Raw genomic sequence first — 18,273 nt, forward strand, 5'->3', positions numbered from 1 at the left:
CCCCACTCCTTATGTAATGATTTTACATCTTTAATTAGCTAAAAAAATACTACGTTTATTTCATTATACCATAAGAACATAAGTTTCTTTTTCTTAGGGTTACAATTTAGTATAAATTATTATAAAATATTTTTGATAGGATAATCTATAGGAGTTGAATTATATGATTACAATAGAATCAATAGAAAAAAAATTAAAAGAAAAAGGCTTAAAGCTAACTAATCAGAGAAAAGCAATTATAGAAGTTCTATTCGAAAATAAAGACAATTTTTTAACAGCAGAAGAGATTTTCTTAAAATCTAAAGAAAAATGTCCTCAAACTAATTTTTCTACAATTTATCGCAACTTAGAAATCCTTACTAACCTCAATATAATCCATAGAACTAATATAAAAAATAATACATCTATATTCGAGCTAGTACAAAATGATTCACACCATCACCACATCATTTGCAAAAAATGCGGTAAAACGGAATTTATAAATTTTTGTCCCTTAGATAAAGTTCTACCAGAAGTATATAAAAAAAATTTTATTCTGACAGATCATAAATTCGAACTATATGGATACTGTGATAAATGTAAAAAAAATAAGGGTAGTTAGTGAACTACCCTAGCTTTAACTATTATTTAAAGCCTTTTTTAGTTTTATTTTGAGAACTAGATTTTTTAACATAATAGTTAAAATTAACATTAATACAGAAAACAACACAATAGTTCCTCCTGGAGCTATTTCAAGATAATATGAAATAAAAATCCCAAATACAACTGATATTTCTGCAAATATTATAGAAAGAAAAGTAGCCTGTTTAAAACTTCTAGCTATTTGAAGACTTGTTGCTACTGGCATAACCATCATCGAAGATACTAACAATATTCCAACTATTCTCATTGAAACTGTTATTGTCATAGCAACCAAAACAATAAAAAGCAAATTAATTATTTTCACTGGAACCCCAGCAATTTTTGCTGCTTCTTCATCAAAAGTTATGAAGAAAAGTTCTTTATAAAATAGTTTTACAAAAGCTACTATAATTAATCCTAATCCTATTATCATATATACATCTGTTTTACTAACAGTTATAATACTGCCAAATAAATAACTCATTAAATCTACATTGAGCGACTTTGCAAAACTAATTAAAACAACTGCAATACTTATTCCTAAAGACAATATAATTGCTATTGCCAATTCCGCAAAATCTTCATAACTTTTTCTTAATTTCTCTATAGCCAAAGCTGCCGATGCAGAAAACAATAAAGCTGTGCCTAAAGGATAAATTCCCGCTAATAATCCTGCTGCCACTCCTGATAGAGCTACATGAGACAAACTATCTCCAATTAAAGACATCCTTCTTAACACAACAAAGATTCCAATAAGAGGACATATTATGCCTATTATAATCCCCGCAGCTAAAGCTCTTTGCATGAAACTGTATCTAAGCAAATCTATCATAGCTTATACTCCTTCTTTAATTTTGTTCCTCTATTACTTTCTATAATTTCCTAATTCATGAAATGATGTTTTAGAGTTTTTATCATGTATTATTAATTTTCTATTTTCTATACATATAGCTTTTTTTACTCTATCACTAATAACACCAACATCATGAGTAACCATAACTATTGTAATTTTCATCTCGCTATTTAAATTATCTAGCAGTTTATAAAATTCTTCCTGTGATTTTATATCTATGCCGACAGTAGGCTCATCTAAGAAAATTACTTCTGGAGAATTAACTAGAGCTCTAGCTATAAAAACCCTTTGCTGCTGGCCTCCCGATAAATCTCCGATCAATTTGTTTTTATACTTTTCCATATTAACAATTTTAAGAGCATTATGAACTAATTCTAAATGATTTCGCTTAATTGACTTAAAAAGCCCAATTTTAGGATACAGGTTAGATGCAACAACTTCCTCTACAGTAGCAGGAAACTTTTTATTAAACGAATTTGATTTCTGAGCGACATAGCCAACCTTATCCCAATTGTTGAACTTTTTTATATCTTGACCAAATAATCTGATTTCACCCTTTACAGGCTTTAAAATATTTAGCATAAGCTTTATTAGCGTACTTTTACCAGAACCATTTGGTCCTACTATACCTATATAATCCCCTTCATAAATATCTAAATTTATATCCTCTAATATCATTTTATCTCTATAACCAAAAAATAAGCTTTTAATACTAATTATAGCCTTCATATTATTCACCCAAAGTTTTTATTAGTGTTTCAAGATTTTCTTCCATTGTTTTCAAATAATCCTTACCTAAGTCCATTTCTTCTTTCGTTAACCCTCCGATTGGATTTAACACAGCAGTTTTTGCACCAACTTCTCGAGCTAAAACTTCAGCTAATTTAGGACTTGTTAATGTTTCAAAATATATATATTTTATTTTTTTATCTTTCATAATATCAGCAATCTCAGACAGTTTAGCAGCGCTAGGCTCTTCCTCCGGATTAAGTCCTCTAATTGGAATTTGTATAAGACCATATCTATCCGCCATATAACCAAAAGCTGCATGTGATACTACTATTTCCCTATTTTTAACTTTGCTTAATTCTATTTTATATTTTTCATCTAATGCTTTTAACTTTTCAGCAAACTCTTTAAAATTCTTTTCATAGAAATCTTTATTTTTATAATCTGCTTTTATAAATGCATTCTTTATATTTTCCGCCTGTTTCATAGCTCTAATAGGATCTAACCATACATGCGGATCATATTCTCCATGATGATGTTTTTTTTCTTCTTCATGTTCGTGAATGTCATGGTCTTGAATTTTTAAAAGTTTTACATTTTCAGAAGCTTTTACAACAATAAGATTTTTATTGTCTATAGTATTTAAAAGTTTCTCAGCCCATGGCTCCATCATAACTCCATTGTATATAAACACATCTGCATTTTCCATTTTAGCCATAAGCTTTGCAGTTGGCTCCCAATCATGCGGCTGAGCCCCTGGAGGAATCATCAAATGTAATTCTATCTTATCTTTTCCTATATTTTTTGCAAAATCATACATAGGATAAATACTTGCATATACTTTTAGTTTATCTTCTGCATTCTGTCCTTCAGTTTTTATATCTTTACTTACGCAACCAACAGCAAAAATAATCATAGATATTAGTATTAAACTTATAATTTTCTTAGTCAAAATGACCCCTCCTTTTAAAATTTAAAAATGTTACAACAGCAAAATATTTCGAACAAAATCTTTAATTTAAATAAATTAAAGTAGATTTTGTTGAAATCCATAAACGGAAATTATATTGAATTTATCTACAATCCAATGTAGTTTATAATTTCCTATGAATTATAACAAAAATATATCACTAAAATAACCTAAATGCAAGTAATTCCTATTTGCATTTAGAAAATATGTTTTAAACATATAATACTCGAATTTAATTTTCGGATATACTATATATTGAAAAAAATTCTATCTTCGAGTGATGAATATGAGAAAAAAGCTATTTTTCTTTACATTGATATTATGTATTTTATTTTTTCTAAAAATAAATATCTATAATACTTTAAAAAGTTATATTATTATGTATCCATACAGCTATTATAATAGATTAAATAGTATAACCTATAAAAGGAATATTAAATTCTATATTCCCGGTGGCCTTATCACAAAAGAAAAAGACTGGTATCCCTTTGTGCTAACTTTTAATGATAATGAAGGTTTTTCAAAATATACTGGGAAGAAGTTGTCTTTAACTATTTTTTACAACTTTGGATATTTTAAACTCAAAGAAGGATTATCCAGCTATTATGACCCAGAGTCTCCTTATTACAGTAGTTTTTATGGAGGATATGTTATATATAACAATGAAAATTCAAATACCCCTTATGGTTTTGACATTAACGGAAAAATTAAAATAGAAGAATTAGAATCTGTCCCTAGATATGACCAAACTAGATTAGTTTTACCCTCTTTAGGATGTCCTAAATATAAAATCTATTTTAAAAGTAAAATTGATAAAATAAAATACAATATAGACTATTTAGGTATAAAAGATTGGGTTAAAATCGACTCAACAGTAATCACTAATGGCCCAAATCATAAATATAGAAAAAAACATTTAGGATATATACAATACGGCAAACCACCTAATAATTATTCTGGAGAAGATTTTCCATTAGTAAATTTAAAAGGAAGAATTTATGCAAAATATTTTAGTAATTATAAAATGACTATAATATTATATATAGTTGCGCCTAATATAGGTACTATCGAAACTTGTGATAAAAATATATTATCTAAATCTAAAATAAAAAGAGTAACAATAAAAGAACAAATCAAATCAACTATCACAAGTATTTTTAATAGTTTATTGTCTCACATTTTATAATTTAAAACCAATTTAACTTTTGAAATAAAATTTCTAAATTTAGATATCTTTTTCATAACCTTTTGTAATAATACAACCACTTTTTCCTTATTGCCTTTTTCTATTTCATTAGATAACACTTTAATAAATGGTCTTAAAGATGAAAACTGAGTTAGATATATCAAAGAAATCCATACATTATTTTCTGTTATTCTATTTGAAGCAGGTCCCCAGTACATATCATATTGTTCTTGAATAGAACTATACATTATCTTTTCAAGCTCGTCTTCTGTAAGTAATCCTCTTTTTATAGCCATTTGTACTATATCTGTTCCTGGTAAAAAGTTTAACCCATGAAGTTGCAATTCAAATGGTGGTTCAAGTTTTAAACATAGTTTATAAGTTTCTTTTAAATCTTCTACTGTTTCAAATGGATGTTTAAGCATAAAATCATATATTACTCTAGGTACTTTACATTCTGATAATATTTTACTTGATCTGATAATCTGTTCTTGTGTTTCTGTTCTACGAAAAATCTCTTTTCTAACTCTCAAAGAACCACTTTGTATACCTACAACAATTTGATATAACCCTGCTTCAACTAAATTTTCTATAACGCTTTTTCTAATTTTTAATGGATGTCCCCATATTTTAAACGGCAAACCAATTTCCTTTTTATATCTTTCTTTAAACTCTTCTATCCATTCTTCATCATCAGGAAATATCTCATCCCAAAAATGTACAAATTTTAGATTTTTTATTTTTTCCTTTGCTTCGTTTAGCTCTTTCATAACACTATCTACACTTCTAAATCTAATAAATCGACCTTTATTTAAATAAAGTCTTTTTATGTTAATAGAACTACAATAAGAACAAGCAAATGGACATCCTCTAGATGCCGTTAGCTCATATCCCATTGACCTTAACTGAGGATCTCCTTCTTTAAGTTCATTATTAAATATATAATATTTATGGTATCCCCCTATCTCAGGATACCCTAGACTGTCTAAATCTTGTATAAGAGGTCTTACTTCATTAATTATTATCTCTCCACTTTCATTTATAAAAGCAAGATTCCTTATATCTGATAGATCATTATTTTCTTCAAGTTTATTTAGTAATTCTACTAATGCCTCTTCTCCTTCGCCTCTTATTACAAAGTCACAATGTTTAAGAGCCCTTTCAGGAAATAAAGTTGGATAAACGCCTCCCCAAATAATAGGTATATTAAATTTTTCTTTTATTCTGTTATTAACAAGGTATACCGACTCTAGATAAAGAGAAGACATAACACTAAGTCCTATATAAGAAGGTTCTATCTTTTTTATAAGCTCTTCTAATAAATCTAGCTCTTTACTACTTGCTTTACTTGGCTTTATACTGTTAAATTCTTTAAAAAAAAGTATATGTGGTATATATCCATGTTTTTTTAGATAATTAGCAAGATATCTTACTCCTAAGGCCTTCTCATTATAAAAGCCGATAAGTAAAACAGTCTTTCCCATATTTATCCTCCTAAAGACTCTTTAAATAATCTTTAATTTGTCTTATTTTCTTAATATAACAATAAAACAGTATTTATATACAAAATTAGTTAACTAAAAACACAGGATAAATACAGGAAACAAAAAAAGGATGGTTACCCCATCCTTTATTGATGTCCTTTTTCAGGTACTATACAAATAAAAGCAAATTCTTCTTCACCAATATTTTTAAATTGATGAATTTTACCAGCTGGTACATATGCAAATGAACCTGGCTCTAGTTCGTAATCTTTACCATCTAGGTGCAACATTCCTTTACCCCTTATTATGTAATTAATATGTGGCCAATCATGTGTATGTCTTGGAGTATATCCTCCTTTTCCAAGCTCAAACACACGCATTACATGTCCTTCCCAACCCTCTTTTGGTGAAATCAGTACTTTCATTGTTGCATCTTTTACCTGAGGATTTTCTATTTTTATACCCTCAACATTCTTTACATGGGAAACTATCATATTAACCCCTCCTATATAGCAGTCTAATTATATTATATTACATTTTTGAGAAAACCACCAATAATTACAAACTAATAAAATTATTTTGATACTCGAAATAATTAGTGATATAATATATTTTAGTAATTTAATTGGAGGAATACTATGGACTATAACAAAAAACGAGAACTTATTCTGAATGGTAGTATGCCCAAAGTAATATTAACTTTATCTTTACCAATCATGTTTAACAATTTTGTGCAAACTATATACAATCTAACTGACACATTTTGGGTGAGTAAGCTAGGTTCTATAGAAGTTGCAGCAATGACTCTTGTTTGGCCAATAATCTTTCTTTTGATGTCTCTAGGTATAGGTGTATCTATCGCAGGTACAGCCCTTATTTCTCAATACGTAGGTTCTGATAATCTTGATGATGCTACTGATGTAGCAGGTCAAATAATATCATTCTCATTTGTCTTTTCTTTAGTTTTAGGCATCATAGGTTCACTTTTATCTCCTAGTATTGTAAAAGCTATGGGAGGAAAAGGACAGTTACTCATAAACGCAACAAATTTTCTTAGAGTAATTTTTCTTGGTATGCCAACTATGTTTATATTCTTCGCTTTTAATTCCATCAAACAAGGGCAAGGTGATACCATTACACCTATGAAATATTCTACTGCATCTGTAGTTTTAAATATGATTTTAGACCCAATTTTTATTTTTGTATTCAATATGGGTATTAAAGGTGCCGCAATAGCAACAGTTATATCAAGAGGTATTTTTGCATTCTATGCTGTATATGCATTATTTACAAAAACCGATGGTATTCATCTAAATATAAAACATTTACACATTAATAAAACAGTACTTACAAAACTGATTAAAATCGGTCTGCCATCTTCGATAGGCCAATCAACTACAGCCTTTGGTTTTGCTATTTTAAATGTCTTTATTATATCTTTTGGAAACTCAACTATGGCTGCTTTTGGTATAGGCAATAGAATCAATTCCCTTATCCTAATGCCTGCTATGGGTATAGGAAGTGCTTTAGCTACTATTATCGGCCAAAATCTAGGAGCAAATAATATTAATAGAGCTAAAAAAGCTGTAAAAACTAGTACAATATTGACAACAATATTTTTAGTTTTTGGTGGCTCAATATTATTCACATTCGCTGAAAAAATAATTAATTTGTTTACTAATGACCCTGAAGTTTTAAGCCAAGGTACCTATTACTTAAAATTAATTTCTGCCTCCCTTCCTTTTATGGGGTTCTTCCAAATTTTTATAGGTACTTTCCAAGGCTCAGGACATACTATCTCCGCTATGATATTAATGATGGGCAGACTTTGGGGACTTAGGATTCCTCTTATAGTTTTATTTAAAAAGTTTACAGATTTAGGTACTAACTCAGTATGGTTTGCTATGGTTTTAAGTAATGCAATTATTTGTTTAGTAGGTCTCGGAATTTATATGACTGGAAAATGGCAAAAAAAAGTCATCAAAGAAAGGCCCTTTTAAGGACCTTTCTTTCTTTATTTATTTATTTTTTTCTTCCATCTATACTTATCTCTATCTTTTTCACTTCTATACTTTTTCCTGATCTTCTTACCGCTTCATCAACAGCCATAACCATTCCTCTACAACATGGTACTTCCATATATGCAACTGTTATACCTTTTATATCATTATATCTTATTATATTAGTCAACTTTTCTATATAATACCCAATATCATCAAGTTTCGGACATCCAATAGCCACAGATTTACCTTTAAGTAAATCTAAATGATAATTTGGATATGCAAATGGTACACAGTCAGCTGTAACTAAAAGTTCCTTACCATCCCAATATGAAGCTCTTTCAGGAACAAGCATTAACTGTACAGGCCACTGATTTAATTGAGGTCTTATCCTAATCTCAATATCTTGAGAAGTTACAGCCACCTTATCATCAACTTCTTCTTTTCTATTAATTGTCATCGCTCTACTTCCTGGACATCCACCACCATGATGATGAATATGAGGTCTTTCTGCTTTTTTAATATTTGAAAGATGTTTTTCTACTGCTTTCTCGTCAAAATCATCTGCTTCTCTTTCAATTATTTTTATAGCTCCCTGTGGGCAGTGTCCTATACAATTCCCTAAGCCATCACATAAATTATCAGCTACTAACTTAGCTTTTCCATTAATAATTTTAATTGCTCCTTCTGCACATCCTGGTACACACAATCCACAACCATTGCATTTTTCTTCATCTATTTGAACAATTTTTCTAACTGCCATATTTAAAACCCCTTTCTCTTATTTTCTATCTTAATTATAGAAAACTAGAAACTATTTGTATGTGATATAAATCAAAAGAAAAAAACTCCACTAAAAAAGTGGAGTTTATGATAAATATTCTAGTTCTTCTAAATTCTTAATTATAATTTTCTTACTACCTACAATTTCTATAATCCCTTCTTCTTGAAGGTTACTTAATTTCCTGCTTATCGTTTCTCTAGTAACTCCTATGTAATTAGCCAAGTCTTCTCTGTTAAGAGGAATATCTAATTCTATACCTTTATCTGTAGGTTTTCCAAAATCCTTTATTAGGCTAAGTAATAATCCAGCAAGTCTAGATTCAGCATCTTTTGTTCCTAACCTTTGAACTGAATTTTCCAATGAGACAATCCTATCATATAAAACTTCCATAATTTTCAATGCTATTTCTGGGTTCTTTTTTAGTATTCTATCAAAGTCCTCTTTAGTTAAAATACATAATTTTGTATCTTCTAAAGTTTCCGCATTAAATTTAAATCTTTCCTTTTTAAGCAAACTTAAATCACCTACAAAATCACCTTCAGACATTATATACAATATCTGTTCTTTCCCTTCTTTTGTGTATCTAAATATTTTAATTTTACCTTTTGTAATTAAATAAAGCTTATCAGATACATCCCCTTCTAAGAAAATCATTGTACCTTTTTTATATTCTTTTCTTATAATAACATCTGTTATTTCCTTTAATTGATTTTGTTGTAATACAGAAAAAATAGATACTTTAGTAGTGCAATACCTCCCTTTACATCTCCTACATACATCCTTAGTTATATCCATATGATCACCTCAATCAAAACTGTCAATCTCAATCGGTTAACTTATATTTATTATATAAATTCTATTTGTTTTTCGGCGGCTTAGGTCCGTAAAACTGATAATAATCAACTTTAATTCTTCCGTTATATAATTTTCTTTTTTTATCAGCTTTTCTGCCAAACAATTTTTCAAATTTTTCATTAGAAGTCAGCACATATATAGACCATGTATCAAGTTTTGAAAAAGTTTTACCCAATTTTTTATATAATTTATTAACTTCATTTTCTTCTCCAAGTCTTTCACCATATGGAGGATTACAAATAATAACTCCATATCTGTCCTTAATATTAATTTCCGTAGCATTCATAACACTAAACTTTATACAATCATCAACGCCAGCTTCAAAAGCATTTTCCTTAGCTATCTCAATAGCTTCTTTATTAATGTCAGAAGCTAAAATATTTAATTTTACATCTTGTTTAATTAATTTTAATGCCTCTACTCTAGCTTCTTTCCATAATTGTTTACCTACTCTAGGCCACTGTTCAGAAGCAAAGCTCCTTTGTAATCCTGGTGCTATATTTTTACCAATCATAGCCGCTTCAATCGGTATGGTGCCTGACCCACAGAATGGATCTAGTAAAATTCTATCCTGACTCCAATAACTTAACTGTATTAAAGCTGCAGCTAAAGTTTCTTTAAGAGGTGCTTCAACTTGATTTACTCTATAACCTCTCTTATGTAGCCCCTCTCCACTTGTATCTATTGTCAGTGTAGCTATATCCTTTAAAAGTGAAACTTGAATTGTAAATTTCGGTCCAGTTTCCTTAAACCATTCAGTTTTATATTTAGTTTTTAATTTTTCTACTACTGCCTTTTTTACTATAGCCTGACAATCAGATACACTAAACAATTTAGACTTTACTGATTTACCTGTTACAATAAATTCGCCATCTTCTGTTATCCATTCTTCCCAAGGCAATGCTTTAGTCTTTTCAAACAATTCTTCAAAAGTTAAAGCTTTAAACTCTCCCATTTTTAATAAGACTCTATCAGCTGACCTAAGCCAAAGATTAGCTCTAGGTATAGCAGATTCATCTGCTGTAAACATAACTTTACCATTCTCAACCTTTATATCTGTATAACCTAAATTTTGAACTTCCTTTTTAACAACTGATTCAAGCCCAAATGTTGTTGTAGCTATTAATTCTACTCTCGACATAACATCTCTCCTATTACACTTATTCTATATTTTATCTGATAATAATATTTTATCAGATATTTTAATTTTAAATGTGTTATTTTTTTATGTTTGGGTATAAAAATGTTAGATTTACTAATTAAGGAGGGGGTAAACATGAAATCATTAGGACAATTTTTGCAAAGCGGTGATTGGAAAAATGAAAAACATGTTCCTGTAATTCAGATTCCTGAAAAAGTTAAACCAAATGAAGAATTTGAACTTAAAATCTCAATTGGAAAAGAAATAAAACATCCAAATACATTAGAACATCATATTTCATGGATTAAAGTTTTCTATTTACCTGAAGATAGTAAATTCCCTATTGAATTGGGAAATTTCAATTTTACTGCTCACGGTGAAAATGATGTACTAAACGAACCTACTGTAACAACTCATATCAAATTAAATAAATCTGGTACTATTTATGCATTAAGTTACTGCAATTTACACGGTTTATGGGAAAATAGTACAGAAATAAAAATAGAAGAATAGCAGTTGAGGGACATAAAGTCTCTCAATATTATGCAGTTTTTGAATAATTTTCTGTAAATAACCTAATTATTTTTCTATTAATTCTCTCATGAGCTTTTTTATTCTTTAAATCTATTAGCTCTGATATAGGATCTCGTTTAAAATCTCCACACAAATCTACTCCTACTACTTTTCCTTTTGAACTAATCTGCAATAGCCACCTTAATAAAGTATCCTCTTTCATTTTGCCTTGATCCCAGTCAGTTTTTAAAACAGATGGATCTAATACATCCTTATCAATGCTAATATATAAATCATATTTTAATAGATTTTTATATTTATTAATATTAATCAAGTCATTGGAATTTTTAATATAAACTATCCCTGGATGCCAAAAATTTGTAGGCTTTGACATAGAAGATGCTCCTATAACTAAAACTCCTTTTATTAAGTCATTTATTAAAGCTTCGCGCACCCATGAACCACAAGAAAGCATTCCATTTGGAGCATAATTCATATCGAAATGGTTATCAAATAAAATAAGGTATGGCTTCTTAGAAAGGTTTTTAATCAAAAAGTAACTTAAGTAATGATAGTCTCCTGATCCTAGAAAAACAATCCACGGTTTGGGAAGTAATTTAATTATTCTTTCAATATTCTCTTTATCATCAAGAGGATAATATTTACGTGGTAAGTTATTTTCCTTTATTGCTTGTACAAAATCTATATATTGGAATTTATGTTCCAAACAAACCACCTCCATAAAACCTTTATTTAGGTTTATACAGACATGGTTTCTTTTGAAACTTTATAATTTTATTGTATGATATTAAATTCTTTAGTGCAATATATATATATATATTTATTAATTGATAAATAGAAGTATGCACTTGACAAATTTAATATACATATATTAGTATATTAAAAAACGATTACATATGAAGTGCTTACATTTCGATTTTCGTTTGTTCTTATTCTAAAACAAAATAAATAGATTATAACTATGAAGGAGATAGTAGCTCTTTATGGTTACAATACAGAGAGCAGACTGGTTGGTGAAAAGTCTGCAGGACATAAAGAGACGAATTACACTCTGGAGTTTCAATGTGAAAGCATTGCGTAAGCTGCACGTTATAGTAGCTAAGAGGCATCTTTGATGCGAAGTAAGGTGGTACCACGGGTCTTCCTCCGTCCTTATACGGATAGAAGACCTTTTGTTGTTTTATTAGTTGACAGGATACAGAGAACAGGTGACAGAAATTTAAAATGTAAAAAAATAAAAAGGAGGGATTTTAGTGGCAAATGTTTATGACATTTTAAAAGAAAGAGGTTTTATTGAACAAGCTACTCATGAAGATGAAATAAGAGAACTTTTAGGAAAAGAATCTGTAACTTTTTATATTGGATTTGACCCAACAGCAGACAGTCTTCATGTAGGTCACTTTATTCAAGTAATGGTTATGATGCACATGCAAAGAGCTGGTCACAGACCAATTGCTTTAATTGGTGGAGGTACTGCTTTAGTAGGCGATCCAACAGGTAAGACTGAAATGAGAAAAATGCTTACTAGAGAACAAATTAATAAAAACGCCGAATCCTTTAAAAAACAATTTTCAAAATTTATCGATTTCGGAGAAGGCAAAGCACTACTTTTAAACAATGCCGATTGGTTAACTAATTTAAATTATATAGATTTCTTAAGAGAAATCGGAAGACATTTTTCTGTAAACAGAATGCTTACAGCTGAATGTTTCAAAACTAGATTAGAAAGAGGTTTGTCCTTTTTAGAATTTAACTATATGTTAATGCAATCATACGACTTTTTAGAGCTTTATAGAAAATATAACTGTAAATTAGAACTTGGTGGTAGTGATCAATGGTCTAATATATTAGGTGGTGTTGACTTAGTAAGAAGAGTCGAAGGTGATTCTGTATACGGTTTGACATTTAAACTTCTAACAACTAGCGAAGGTAAGAAAATGGGTAAAACAGAATCTGGAGCAGTATGGCTAGATCCTAACAAAACTTCACCTTATGACTTCTATCAATACTGGAGAAATGTAGATGATAGAGATGTAGAAAAATGTCTTGCTTTATTAACTTTCTTACCAATGGATGAAGTAAGAAGACTAGGAGCTCTTGAAGGAGCAGAAATAAATAAAGCAAAAGAAGTTCTTGCATATGAAGTTACTAAATTAGTCCATGGTGAAGAAGAAGCTAAAAAAGCTGAAAAAGCAGCAAAGGCTCTTTTCGGAGGAAAAGGTGATTTAGAAAACATGCCTACAACTGAAATCAGTAAAGATAAACTTACTGAAGGTATAGATATCTTAAACTTATTAATTGAAACTGGTCTTACTTCTTCAAGAGGAGAAGGTAGAAGACTAATTAAACAAGGTGGTATATATGTAGAAAACGAAAGAGTTACAAATTCAGACCTTGTAATAAATGAAAGCAATTTTATAGATAATAAGTTAATCATTAGAAAAGGGAAAAAAGTATATCATATGGTTAAGTTAGTATAAAAATCCTCGCTAAATAGCGAGGTTTTTTATACATTCTTATAGGATTTATAGCAATTTATCTATCTCCATTTATCCATTCTTTATTTAAATTTTGATTTTCTATGTTTTTAATAAATCTATAAAATTTTTAGTTATCCTTGCTGTAATACCCCATATTATATAATCCTCATATTTATAAAAATAAACAGGATATTTACCTTTTCTCCAGTTGTAAGCTTTTCCATTTTGTATCAAATGATATGGGAAATCATCGTCTGTTCGTGGTTCTATATGAATATAATATTTAAGGGGTTCATTTTCTATAAAAAAACTTAAAGGAACTGTAAAAATTTCTTCAACTTCATCAGAGTTAAAATCTATACTATTCGTTTTTAAGTCTTTCAATAACCCAACAAACGGATATATAGATATATTAAATGGTGTCATTATATAATCTAACTCACCAATTATAGCAATATTTTCTTTACCTATATTTAACTCTTCAATAGTTTCCCTTACAGCAGCATCTTTATAGGTTTCACCGTTTTCTACCATTCCCCCAGGAAATGAGATTTCACCAGGCTGTGTATCTAAATTTTTTGACCTCACCTCATATAGTATATGTAATTCATCTTTGACCTTTATTAAAGGTAGTAAAACACTAAAATCTTTTTCTATTCCTAAAGGTCTACCTTTTCTATTGCTTATTTTCTTTTGAATGTAATTTATATTCATATCCCATCACCTTTAATCAATAATGTTACATTTAATGCACACTGCAGACAAAATAGAATTAGTAATTGAAAAAGAACAAAATCTTTGATTTAAATAAATTTAGGAAGATTTTGTTGAAATCCATAAACGAGAATTATATTTAAAATTATCGATAATTTTACAAGGAATATAATTTCCTATGGATTATAAAAGCGAATAATTGCAAAGCTTTAGCGAAGAAAACTTGATGAAGAATTTCAGAAAAATCCGTAGGCTTAGCAGGATGCTAAGCCAGCATCCTACAAGACAGGACGTCTTGATTAGGTGCGTTAGGATTTTTCGAAATTATGAATCTTAGTTTTCTCTAAAGATTTGCTTATGAGCGTTATTTTTCAATTCATTGATAAATATAACTTTGTCAACAATCTCCATTATTTCTAAAAAATTAAGGCGAAAAATTTCGCCTTTATCTTATCTCTCCATGTTCTTCTTTGTTAGTAACATCCAATATTTTATTATTCTCATCAACAAAAACTACTTTTGGCTTTAGCTTTTCTGCCTCTTCTTTGTCAACCCAACAATATGCCATAATTATTACTTTATCTCCTGGCTGTACTAATCTAGCTGCTGCTCCATTTAGACATATTACTCCACTATCTCTTTCTCCTTTTATCACATATGTCTCAAGTCTTGCTCCATTACTAATATTAACAACCTGTACACGTTCATTCTCAATAATGCCAGCTGCATCCATCAAAGCCTCATCTATTGTAATACTTCCTACATAGTTTAAATTAGCCTCTGTTACAGTTGCTCTGTGTATCTTGCTTTTAAATAAATTAAGCATCATTATTATTCTACCTCCACTAATATATTGTCTATTAATCTCGTTTTTCCAATTCTTACTGCTAATGCAATCAAAATATTGCCTTTAAGTTTTTCTACCTCACTAAATGTATCATAATCTATTATTTCGACATAATCAATATTTGCTAATGGCATTTCATTTATCATAGATTTTATACCTCCAATTAAAGTTTTTGCATTTCTTTCACCTTTATTAATCATATCCTGTGCCCAAAACAAACTTTTTGATAAAACTAAAGCCTGTCTTCTTTCTTCTTCTGATAAATATGTGTTTCTTGAACTCATTGCTAATCCATCATGTTCCCTAACTATCGGGCATGATATTATCTTTACAGCCATATTCAAATCTCTAACCATTTGCTTTATAACATATACTTGTTGTGCATCTTTTTGTCCAAAATATGCTTTATCAGGAGTTACAATATTAAATAACTTCATAACAACTGTAGTAACTCCTCTAAAATGTCCTGGTCTTGAAGCTCCACATAATTTGTCTGTAACACCTAATACTTCAACAAAGGTATTATAGCCTTCTGGATACATTTCTTTAACTTCTGGTGCAAATATATAATCTACCCCAACACTTTCTGCTAGTTTACTATCTCTTTCAATATCTCTTGGATAAACTTCATAATCTTCTCCCTGCCCAAATTGTATAGGATTAACAAATATACTTACTACTACTACATCATTTTCATCTTTCGCTCTTTTCATTAAAGAAAGATGTCCATCATGTAGATAACCCATAGTAGGAACAAAGCCTATTGATTTTCCTTTAGCTTTTTCATCTGCAATTATATTTTTTATTTCCTGAATGCTTTTTATTATTTTCATTATAGTTCTCCTTTCAATTTAGTCTTTAAGCTTGTCAATAACCTCTTGACTCATTTTAAAAGTATGCTTCTCTTCTGGAAACGTACCTTCACAAACTTCTTTTATATATTCTTTAACACCTTCTCTTATTTCTTTACCCAAATCTCGAAACTTTTTCACAAATTTAGGAGTAAAATCACTGAACATACCTAACATATCTTGCAATACTAAAACTTGACCATCACAATACTTTCCAGCACCTATTCCAATAGTTGGTACAGAGATTTTTTCTGTTATTATCTTAGCAAGCGGCTCTGGTACTGCTTCTAAGACTATAGCAAAAACTCCCGCTTTCTCTAATAAAATTGCATCTTCTATAATCTTCTTAGCATTTTCAATACTTTTTCCTTGAACCTTAAATCCCCCTAATACATTTACTGATTGAGGTGTAAGCCCCAAATGTCCACATACTGGTATTTGTGCATCAACTAACGCTTTAACCTTATCAATTATATTTTCCCCACCTTCTAACTTAACAGCATGAGCTCCACCTTCTTTTATCAGTCTACCAGCATTTCTAATAGTATCCTCTACGCTGACATGATAAGATAAAAAAGGCATATCCGCTATTATCAATGCTCTATTTACTCCTCTAGATACAGCTTTAGTATGATGTATAATATCTTCAATAGTTACTTGTAAAGTATTTTCATATCCCAACATTACCATTCCCAAAGAATCTCCTACAAGTATACTATCTACTCCTGCTTCATCTAAAAGTTTTGCAGTTGAGTAGTCATAAGCAGTAAGCATAGTGATTTTTCTTCCCTCAGCTTTAGCCTTCAAAAAACTAGCAGTTGTAAATTTTTCACTCATATTCTACACCTCTTTTAATATTTTTTTTAATTCCAAAATAGATTTGTTTTTCTTATCTCCTTCAGCCAATTTAACAGTCTCATAACCTAGAATTTTATATAAATTTAGTAATTCTGGCGCAAAACTTTCTAAACTTTCAATATGTTTAACTATTGTACCAACATCTCCTCTTTTTATAGGACCAGTCAAAGCTTTTTTAGGTCCAAGTTTTCTTATGTTTTCAATAGTTCCCTTAATTAATGGATATACAGCTTCTATTGCTAATTCTTCATCTACCCCCATAATCTTATAAAACTTTAAACCATAATCAATCAAGGTAACTAAATAGTTTGATACTACACATGCTGAAGCATGATAAAGCCCTTTCAACTCTTCTGTTATTGTAAAATATCTGTTGCCACATTTTTCTAACATATTCTTTAATATATTTATTTTTTCTTTATCTCCTTCTACAGTAAACACAGTAAGTTTAAGACTTATTAAAGCAGATTTTATATCTGCAAATGATTGTAATGGATGCAAGCTGTATATATAAGCTCCTTTCTGTTTCAAAGAAATAAGCTCTTTTGAAGATAATGCTCCGCTCATGTGAACGAAAATCTGACCTTTTTTAATATTGTAGTATTCGGATATTTCATCAGCTACTTTTTTAATTACATCATCAGGAGTCGTTATAAATATCAATTGCGTTAAATCTAATAATTCTTGCAAATTTCTAAAAGCAATACCTTCAACCTCTTTAGCTCCTTTTTGTGCAGATTCAAACTTTCTACTATAGTACCCTACAACATCAAAATCATTATCTTTTAGATATTTCCCAAAAGTACATCCTACTTTCCCTGCTCCTATGAAACCTATTTTCATTTATCCCCCTCCTTATTAAAAACCATCTATTGTCTTTCGCTATTCGTCAAATTAGAATATAAAATTCTAAAAACAAAAAGTATTATCTTCATAATGCTTTTGACACTATCAAAATAAAAACCCCTCTTGTGGGCAAAAAGACACAAGAAGGGTATAAAACTTCATACTCCTTTTTAATTCTATCCTCCTGTCTCCGTCCACATAGGCTCAGAGCAGATATTTTTTTATAATCCATAGGAAATTATAAACCTTATTGTATTGTGAATAATTTTAAATATAATTTCCGTATATGGATTTCAACAAAATCTTCCTAAATTTATTAAAATCGAAGATTTTGTTCTATTATTGTCAAATAGATTAATTAAACGGTATAGCTCCATTAAGGATACTATCCAAAAATAATTTTATCATACTAAAATATTTAATACAATCCAAACGAATAGCAAAAATCACAATTGAATGTTACATTTGTTTAATAATTTTAACATATCTACCCACCAACTGATAGCTCTCATTCAAAAAC

The 18,273-nt window shown here is 29.4% G+C and carries 19 protein-coding genes and 1 other annotated feature; of the genes, 5 read left to right on the forward strand and 14 right to left on the reverse strand.

Annotated elements, in window-relative coordinates:
• Positions 1 to 163: 163 nt before the first annotated feature.
• Positions 164 to 601, forward strand: a complete 438-nt coding sequence (locus BFN48_RS09465) for a Fur family transcriptional regulator (protein WP_069650666.1) — start codon at positions 164 to 166, stop codon at positions 599 to 601.
• A gap of 15 nt (positions 602 to 616) precedes the next feature.
• Here the strand turns inward: BFN48_RS09465 and BFN48_RS09470 are convergent, their stop codons facing one another.
• Genes BFN48_RS09470 through BFN48_RS09480 form a run of 3 tightly spaced genes read right to left on the reverse strand, consistent with a single transcriptional unit; the run spans position 617 to position 3,155 of the window.
• Positions 617 to 1,453, reverse strand: coding sequence for a metal ABC transporter permease (locus BFN48_RS09470; protein ID WP_069650667.1), 837 nt, complete (start codon positions 1,451 to 1,453; stop codon positions 617 to 619).
• Between the two features lie 33 nt (positions 1,454 to 1,486).
• Entirely contained in the window at positions 1,487 to 2,203 is a 717-nt protein-coding gene (locus BFN48_RS09475; protein ID WP_069650668.1) for a metal ABC transporter ATP-binding protein, read from the reverse strand.
• 1 nt (position 2,204) lies between these two features.
• Positions 2,205 to 3,155 (reverse strand): metal ABC transporter substrate-binding protein, encoded by a 951-nt coding sequence (locus BFN48_RS09480; protein ID WP_069650669.1) that lies wholly within the window; start codon positions 3,153 to 3,155, stop codon positions 2,205 to 2,207.
• Between the two features lie 304 nt (positions 3,156 to 3,459).
• Between BFN48_RS09480 and BFN48_RS09485 the strand changes: the two genes are divergently transcribed.
• Positions 3,460 to 4,359 (forward strand): hypothetical protein, encoded by a 900-nt coding sequence (locus tag BFN48_RS09485; RefSeq protein WP_069650670.1) that lies wholly within the window; start codon positions 3,460 to 3,462, stop codon positions 4,357 to 4,359.
• Here BFN48_RS09485 and BFN48_RS09490 read toward each other — a convergent pair.
• Positions 4,347 to 5,843 carry a B12-binding domain-containing radical SAM protein gene (locus tag BFN48_RS09490; protein ID WP_069650671.1) on the reverse strand — a complete coding sequence of 499 codons (1,497 nt, stop codon included), beginning with the start codon at positions 5,841 to 5,843 and terminating at the stop codon, positions 4,347 to 4,349. The two genes, BFN48_RS09485 and BFN48_RS09490, sit on opposite strands and share 13 nt — an antisense overlap.
• 146 nt (positions 5,844 to 5,989) lie before the next feature.
• The gene (locus BFN48_RS09495; protein ID WP_069650672.1) at positions 5,990 to 6,337 is read right to left on the reverse strand and encodes a cupin domain-containing protein; all 348 of its coding nucleotides are present in this window, start codon (positions 6,335 to 6,337) and stop codon (positions 5,990 to 5,992) included.
• 144 nt (positions 6,338 to 6,481) lie between these two features.
• On the opposite strand from BFN48_RS09495, the gene BFN48_RS09500 reads away from it, so the two are divergent.
• Complete coding sequence (locus BFN48_RS09500; RefSeq protein ID WP_069650673.1) at positions 6,482 to 7,843, forward strand: MATE family efflux transporter; 1,362 nt, start codon at positions 6,482 to 6,484, stop codon at positions 7,841 to 7,843.
• A gap of 22 nt (positions 7,844 to 7,865) precedes the next feature.
• On the opposite strand, the gene BFN48_RS09505 is transcribed toward BFN48_RS09500, so the two are convergent.
• The 3 genes from BFN48_RS09505 to BFN48_RS09515 form a co-directional block, all read right to left on the reverse strand.
• Positions 7,866 to 8,606, reverse strand: a complete 741-nt coding sequence (locus BFN48_RS09505) for a 4Fe-4S binding protein (protein ID WP_069650674.1) — start codon at positions 8,604 to 8,606, stop codon at positions 7,866 to 7,868.
• A 105-nt stretch (positions 8,607 to 8,711) separates the two neighbouring features.
• Positions 8,712 to 9,422 carry a Crp/Fnr family transcriptional regulator gene (locus BFN48_RS09510; RefSeq protein ID WP_069650675.1) on the reverse strand — a complete coding sequence of 237 codons (711 nt, stop codon included), beginning with the start codon at positions 9,420 to 9,422 and terminating at the stop codon, positions 8,712 to 8,714.
• Positions 9,423 to 9,483: 61 nt separating this feature from the next.
• Positions 9,484 to 10,623: a THUMP domain-containing class I SAM-dependent RNA methyltransferase gene (locus BFN48_RS09515; protein WP_069650676.1), complete on the reverse strand. Its 1,140-nt coding sequence runs from the start codon at positions 10,621 to 10,623 to the stop codon at positions 9,484 to 9,486.
• A gap of 135 nt (positions 10,624 to 10,758) precedes the next feature.
• Here BFN48_RS09515 and BFN48_RS09520 point away from each other — a divergent pair, with 135 nt between their 5' ends.
• Positions 10,759 to 11,136 carry a class II SORL domain-containing protein gene (locus tag BFN48_RS09520; RefSeq protein ID WP_069650677.1) on the forward strand — a complete coding sequence of 126 codons (378 nt, stop codon included), beginning with the start codon at positions 10,759 to 10,761 and terminating at the stop codon, positions 11,134 to 11,136.
• 28 nt (positions 11,137 to 11,164) lie between these two features.
• Here BFN48_RS09520 and BFN48_RS09525 read toward each other — a convergent pair whose 3' ends face one another.
• Positions 11,165 to 11,863, reverse strand: coding sequence for an arginase family protein (locus BFN48_RS09525; RefSeq protein ID WP_069650678.1), 699 nt, complete (start codon positions 11,861 to 11,863; stop codon positions 11,165 to 11,167).
• A gap of 246 nt (positions 11,864 to 12,109) precedes the next feature.
• Positions 12,110 to 12,314 (forward strand) — a binding site (T-box leader).
• Positions 12,315 to 12,410: 96 nt separating this feature from the next.
• On the opposite strand from BFN48_RS09525, the gene tyrS reads away from it, so the two are divergent.
• A complete protein-coding gene (tyrS, locus tag BFN48_RS09530) occupies positions 12,411 to 13,637 on the forward strand; it encodes a tyrosine--tRNA ligase (protein ID WP_069650679.1) in 1,227 nt (408 codons plus the stop codon).
• A 99-nt stretch (positions 13,638 to 13,736) separates the two neighbouring features.
• Here tyrS and BFN48_RS09535 read toward each other — a convergent pair whose 3' ends face one another.
• From BFN48_RS09535 to BFN48_RS09555, 5 genes are all read right to left on the reverse strand, one after another.
• The gene (locus tag BFN48_RS09535; RefSeq protein WP_069650680.1) at positions 13,737 to 14,351 is read right to left on the reverse strand and encodes an NUDIX hydrolase; all 615 of its coding nucleotides are present in this window, start codon (positions 14,349 to 14,351) and stop codon (positions 13,737 to 13,739) included.
• Positions 14,352 to 14,796: 445 nt separating this feature from the next.
• Entirely contained in the window at positions 14,797 to 15,180 is a 384-nt protein-coding gene (gene panD / locus BFN48_RS09540; RefSeq protein WP_069650681.1) for an aspartate 1-decarboxylase, read from the reverse strand.
• Positions 15,181 to 15,182: 2 nt separating this feature from the next.
• Complete coding sequence (gene panC / locus BFN48_RS09545) at positions 15,183 to 16,031, reverse strand: pantoate--beta-alanine ligase (RefSeq protein ID WP_069650682.1); 849 nt, start codon at positions 16,029 to 16,031, stop codon at positions 15,183 to 15,185.
• Positions 16,032 to 16,049: 18 nt separating this feature from the next.
• Positions 16,050 to 16,886: a 3-methyl-2-oxobutanoate hydroxymethyltransferase gene (panB, locus tag BFN48_RS09550; protein WP_069650683.1), complete on the reverse strand. Its 837-nt coding sequence runs from the start codon at positions 16,884 to 16,886 to the stop codon at positions 16,050 to 16,052.
• A gap of 3 nt (positions 16,887 to 16,889) precedes the next feature.
• Complete coding sequence (locus tag BFN48_RS09555; RefSeq protein WP_069650684.1) at positions 16,890 to 17,750, reverse strand: Rossmann-like and DUF2520 domain-containing protein; 861 nt, start codon at positions 17,748 to 17,750, stop codon at positions 16,890 to 16,892.
• Positions 17,751 to 18,273 lie beyond the last annotated feature (523 nt).

The organism is Caloranaerobacter ferrireducens (assembly GCF_001730685.1).
GTDB lineage: Bacteria > Bacillota > Clostridia > Tissierellales > Thermohalobacteraceae > Caloranaerobacter > Caloranaerobacter ferrireducens.

Excerpts from the sequence above, each read along its gene's own strand:
- BFN48_RS09475 (WP_069650668.1), bottom strand. The coding sequence starts at position 2,203 with ATGAAGGCTATAATTAGTATTAAAAGCTTATTTTTTGGTTATAGAGAT.
- BFN48_RS09495 (WP_069650672.1), bottom strand. The coding sequence starts at position 6,337 with ATGATAGTTTCCCATGTAAAGAATGTTGAGGGTATAAAAATAGAAAAT.
- BFN48_RS09555 (WP_069650684.1), bottom strand. The coding sequence starts at position 17,750 with ATGAAAATAGGTTTCATAGGAGCAGGGAAAGTAGGATGTACTTTTGGG.
- BFN48_RS09535 (WP_069650680.1), bottom strand. The coding sequence starts at position 14,351 with ATGAATATAAATTACATTCAAAAGAAAATAAGCAATAGAAAAGGTAGA.
- BFN48_RS09490 (WP_069650671.1), bottom strand. The coding sequence starts at position 5,843 with ATGGGAAAGACTGTTTTACTTATCGGCTTTTATAATGAGAAGGCCTTA.
- BFN48_RS09465 (WP_069650666.1), top strand. The coding sequence starts at position 164 with ATGATTACAATAGAATCAATAGAAAAAAAATTAAAAGAAAAAGGCTTA.
- panB (WP_069650683.1), bottom strand. The coding sequence starts at position 16,886 with ATGAGTGAAAAATTTACAACTGCTAGTTTTTTGAAGGCTAAAGCTGAG.
- BFN48_RS09470 (WP_069650667.1), bottom strand. The coding sequence starts at position 1,453 with ATGATAGATTTGCTTAGATACAGTTTCATGCAAAGAGCTTTAGCTGCG.
- BFN48_RS09485 (WP_069650670.1), top strand. The coding sequence starts at position 3,460 with ATGAGAAAAAAGCTATTTTTCTTTACATTGATATTATGTATTTTATTT.
- BFN48_RS09520 (WP_069650677.1), top strand. The coding sequence starts at position 10,759 with ATGAAATCATTAGGACAATTTTTGCAAAGCGGTGATTGGAAAAATGAA.
- BFN48_RS09515 (WP_069650676.1), bottom strand. The coding sequence starts at position 10,623 with ATGTCGAGAGTAGAATTAATAGCTACAACAACATTTGGGCTTGAATCA.
- panC (WP_069650682.1), bottom strand. The coding sequence starts at position 16,031 with ATGAAAATAATAAAAAGCATTCAGGAAATAAAAAATATAATTGCAGAT.
- BFN48_RS09510 (WP_069650675.1), bottom strand. The coding sequence starts at position 9,422 with ATGGATATAACTAAGGATGTATGTAGGAGATGTAAAGGGAGGTATTGC.
- BFN48_RS09505 (WP_069650674.1), bottom strand. The coding sequence starts at position 8,606 with ATGGCAGTTAGAAAAATTGTTCAAATAGATGAAGAAAAATGCAATGGT.
- panD (WP_069650681.1), bottom strand. The coding sequence starts at position 15,180 with ATGATGCTTAATTTATTTAAAAGCAAGATACACAGAGCAACTGTAACA.
- BFN48_RS09500 (WP_069650673.1), top strand. The coding sequence starts at position 6,482 with ATGGACTATAACAAAAAACGAGAACTTATTCTGAATGGTAGTATGCCC.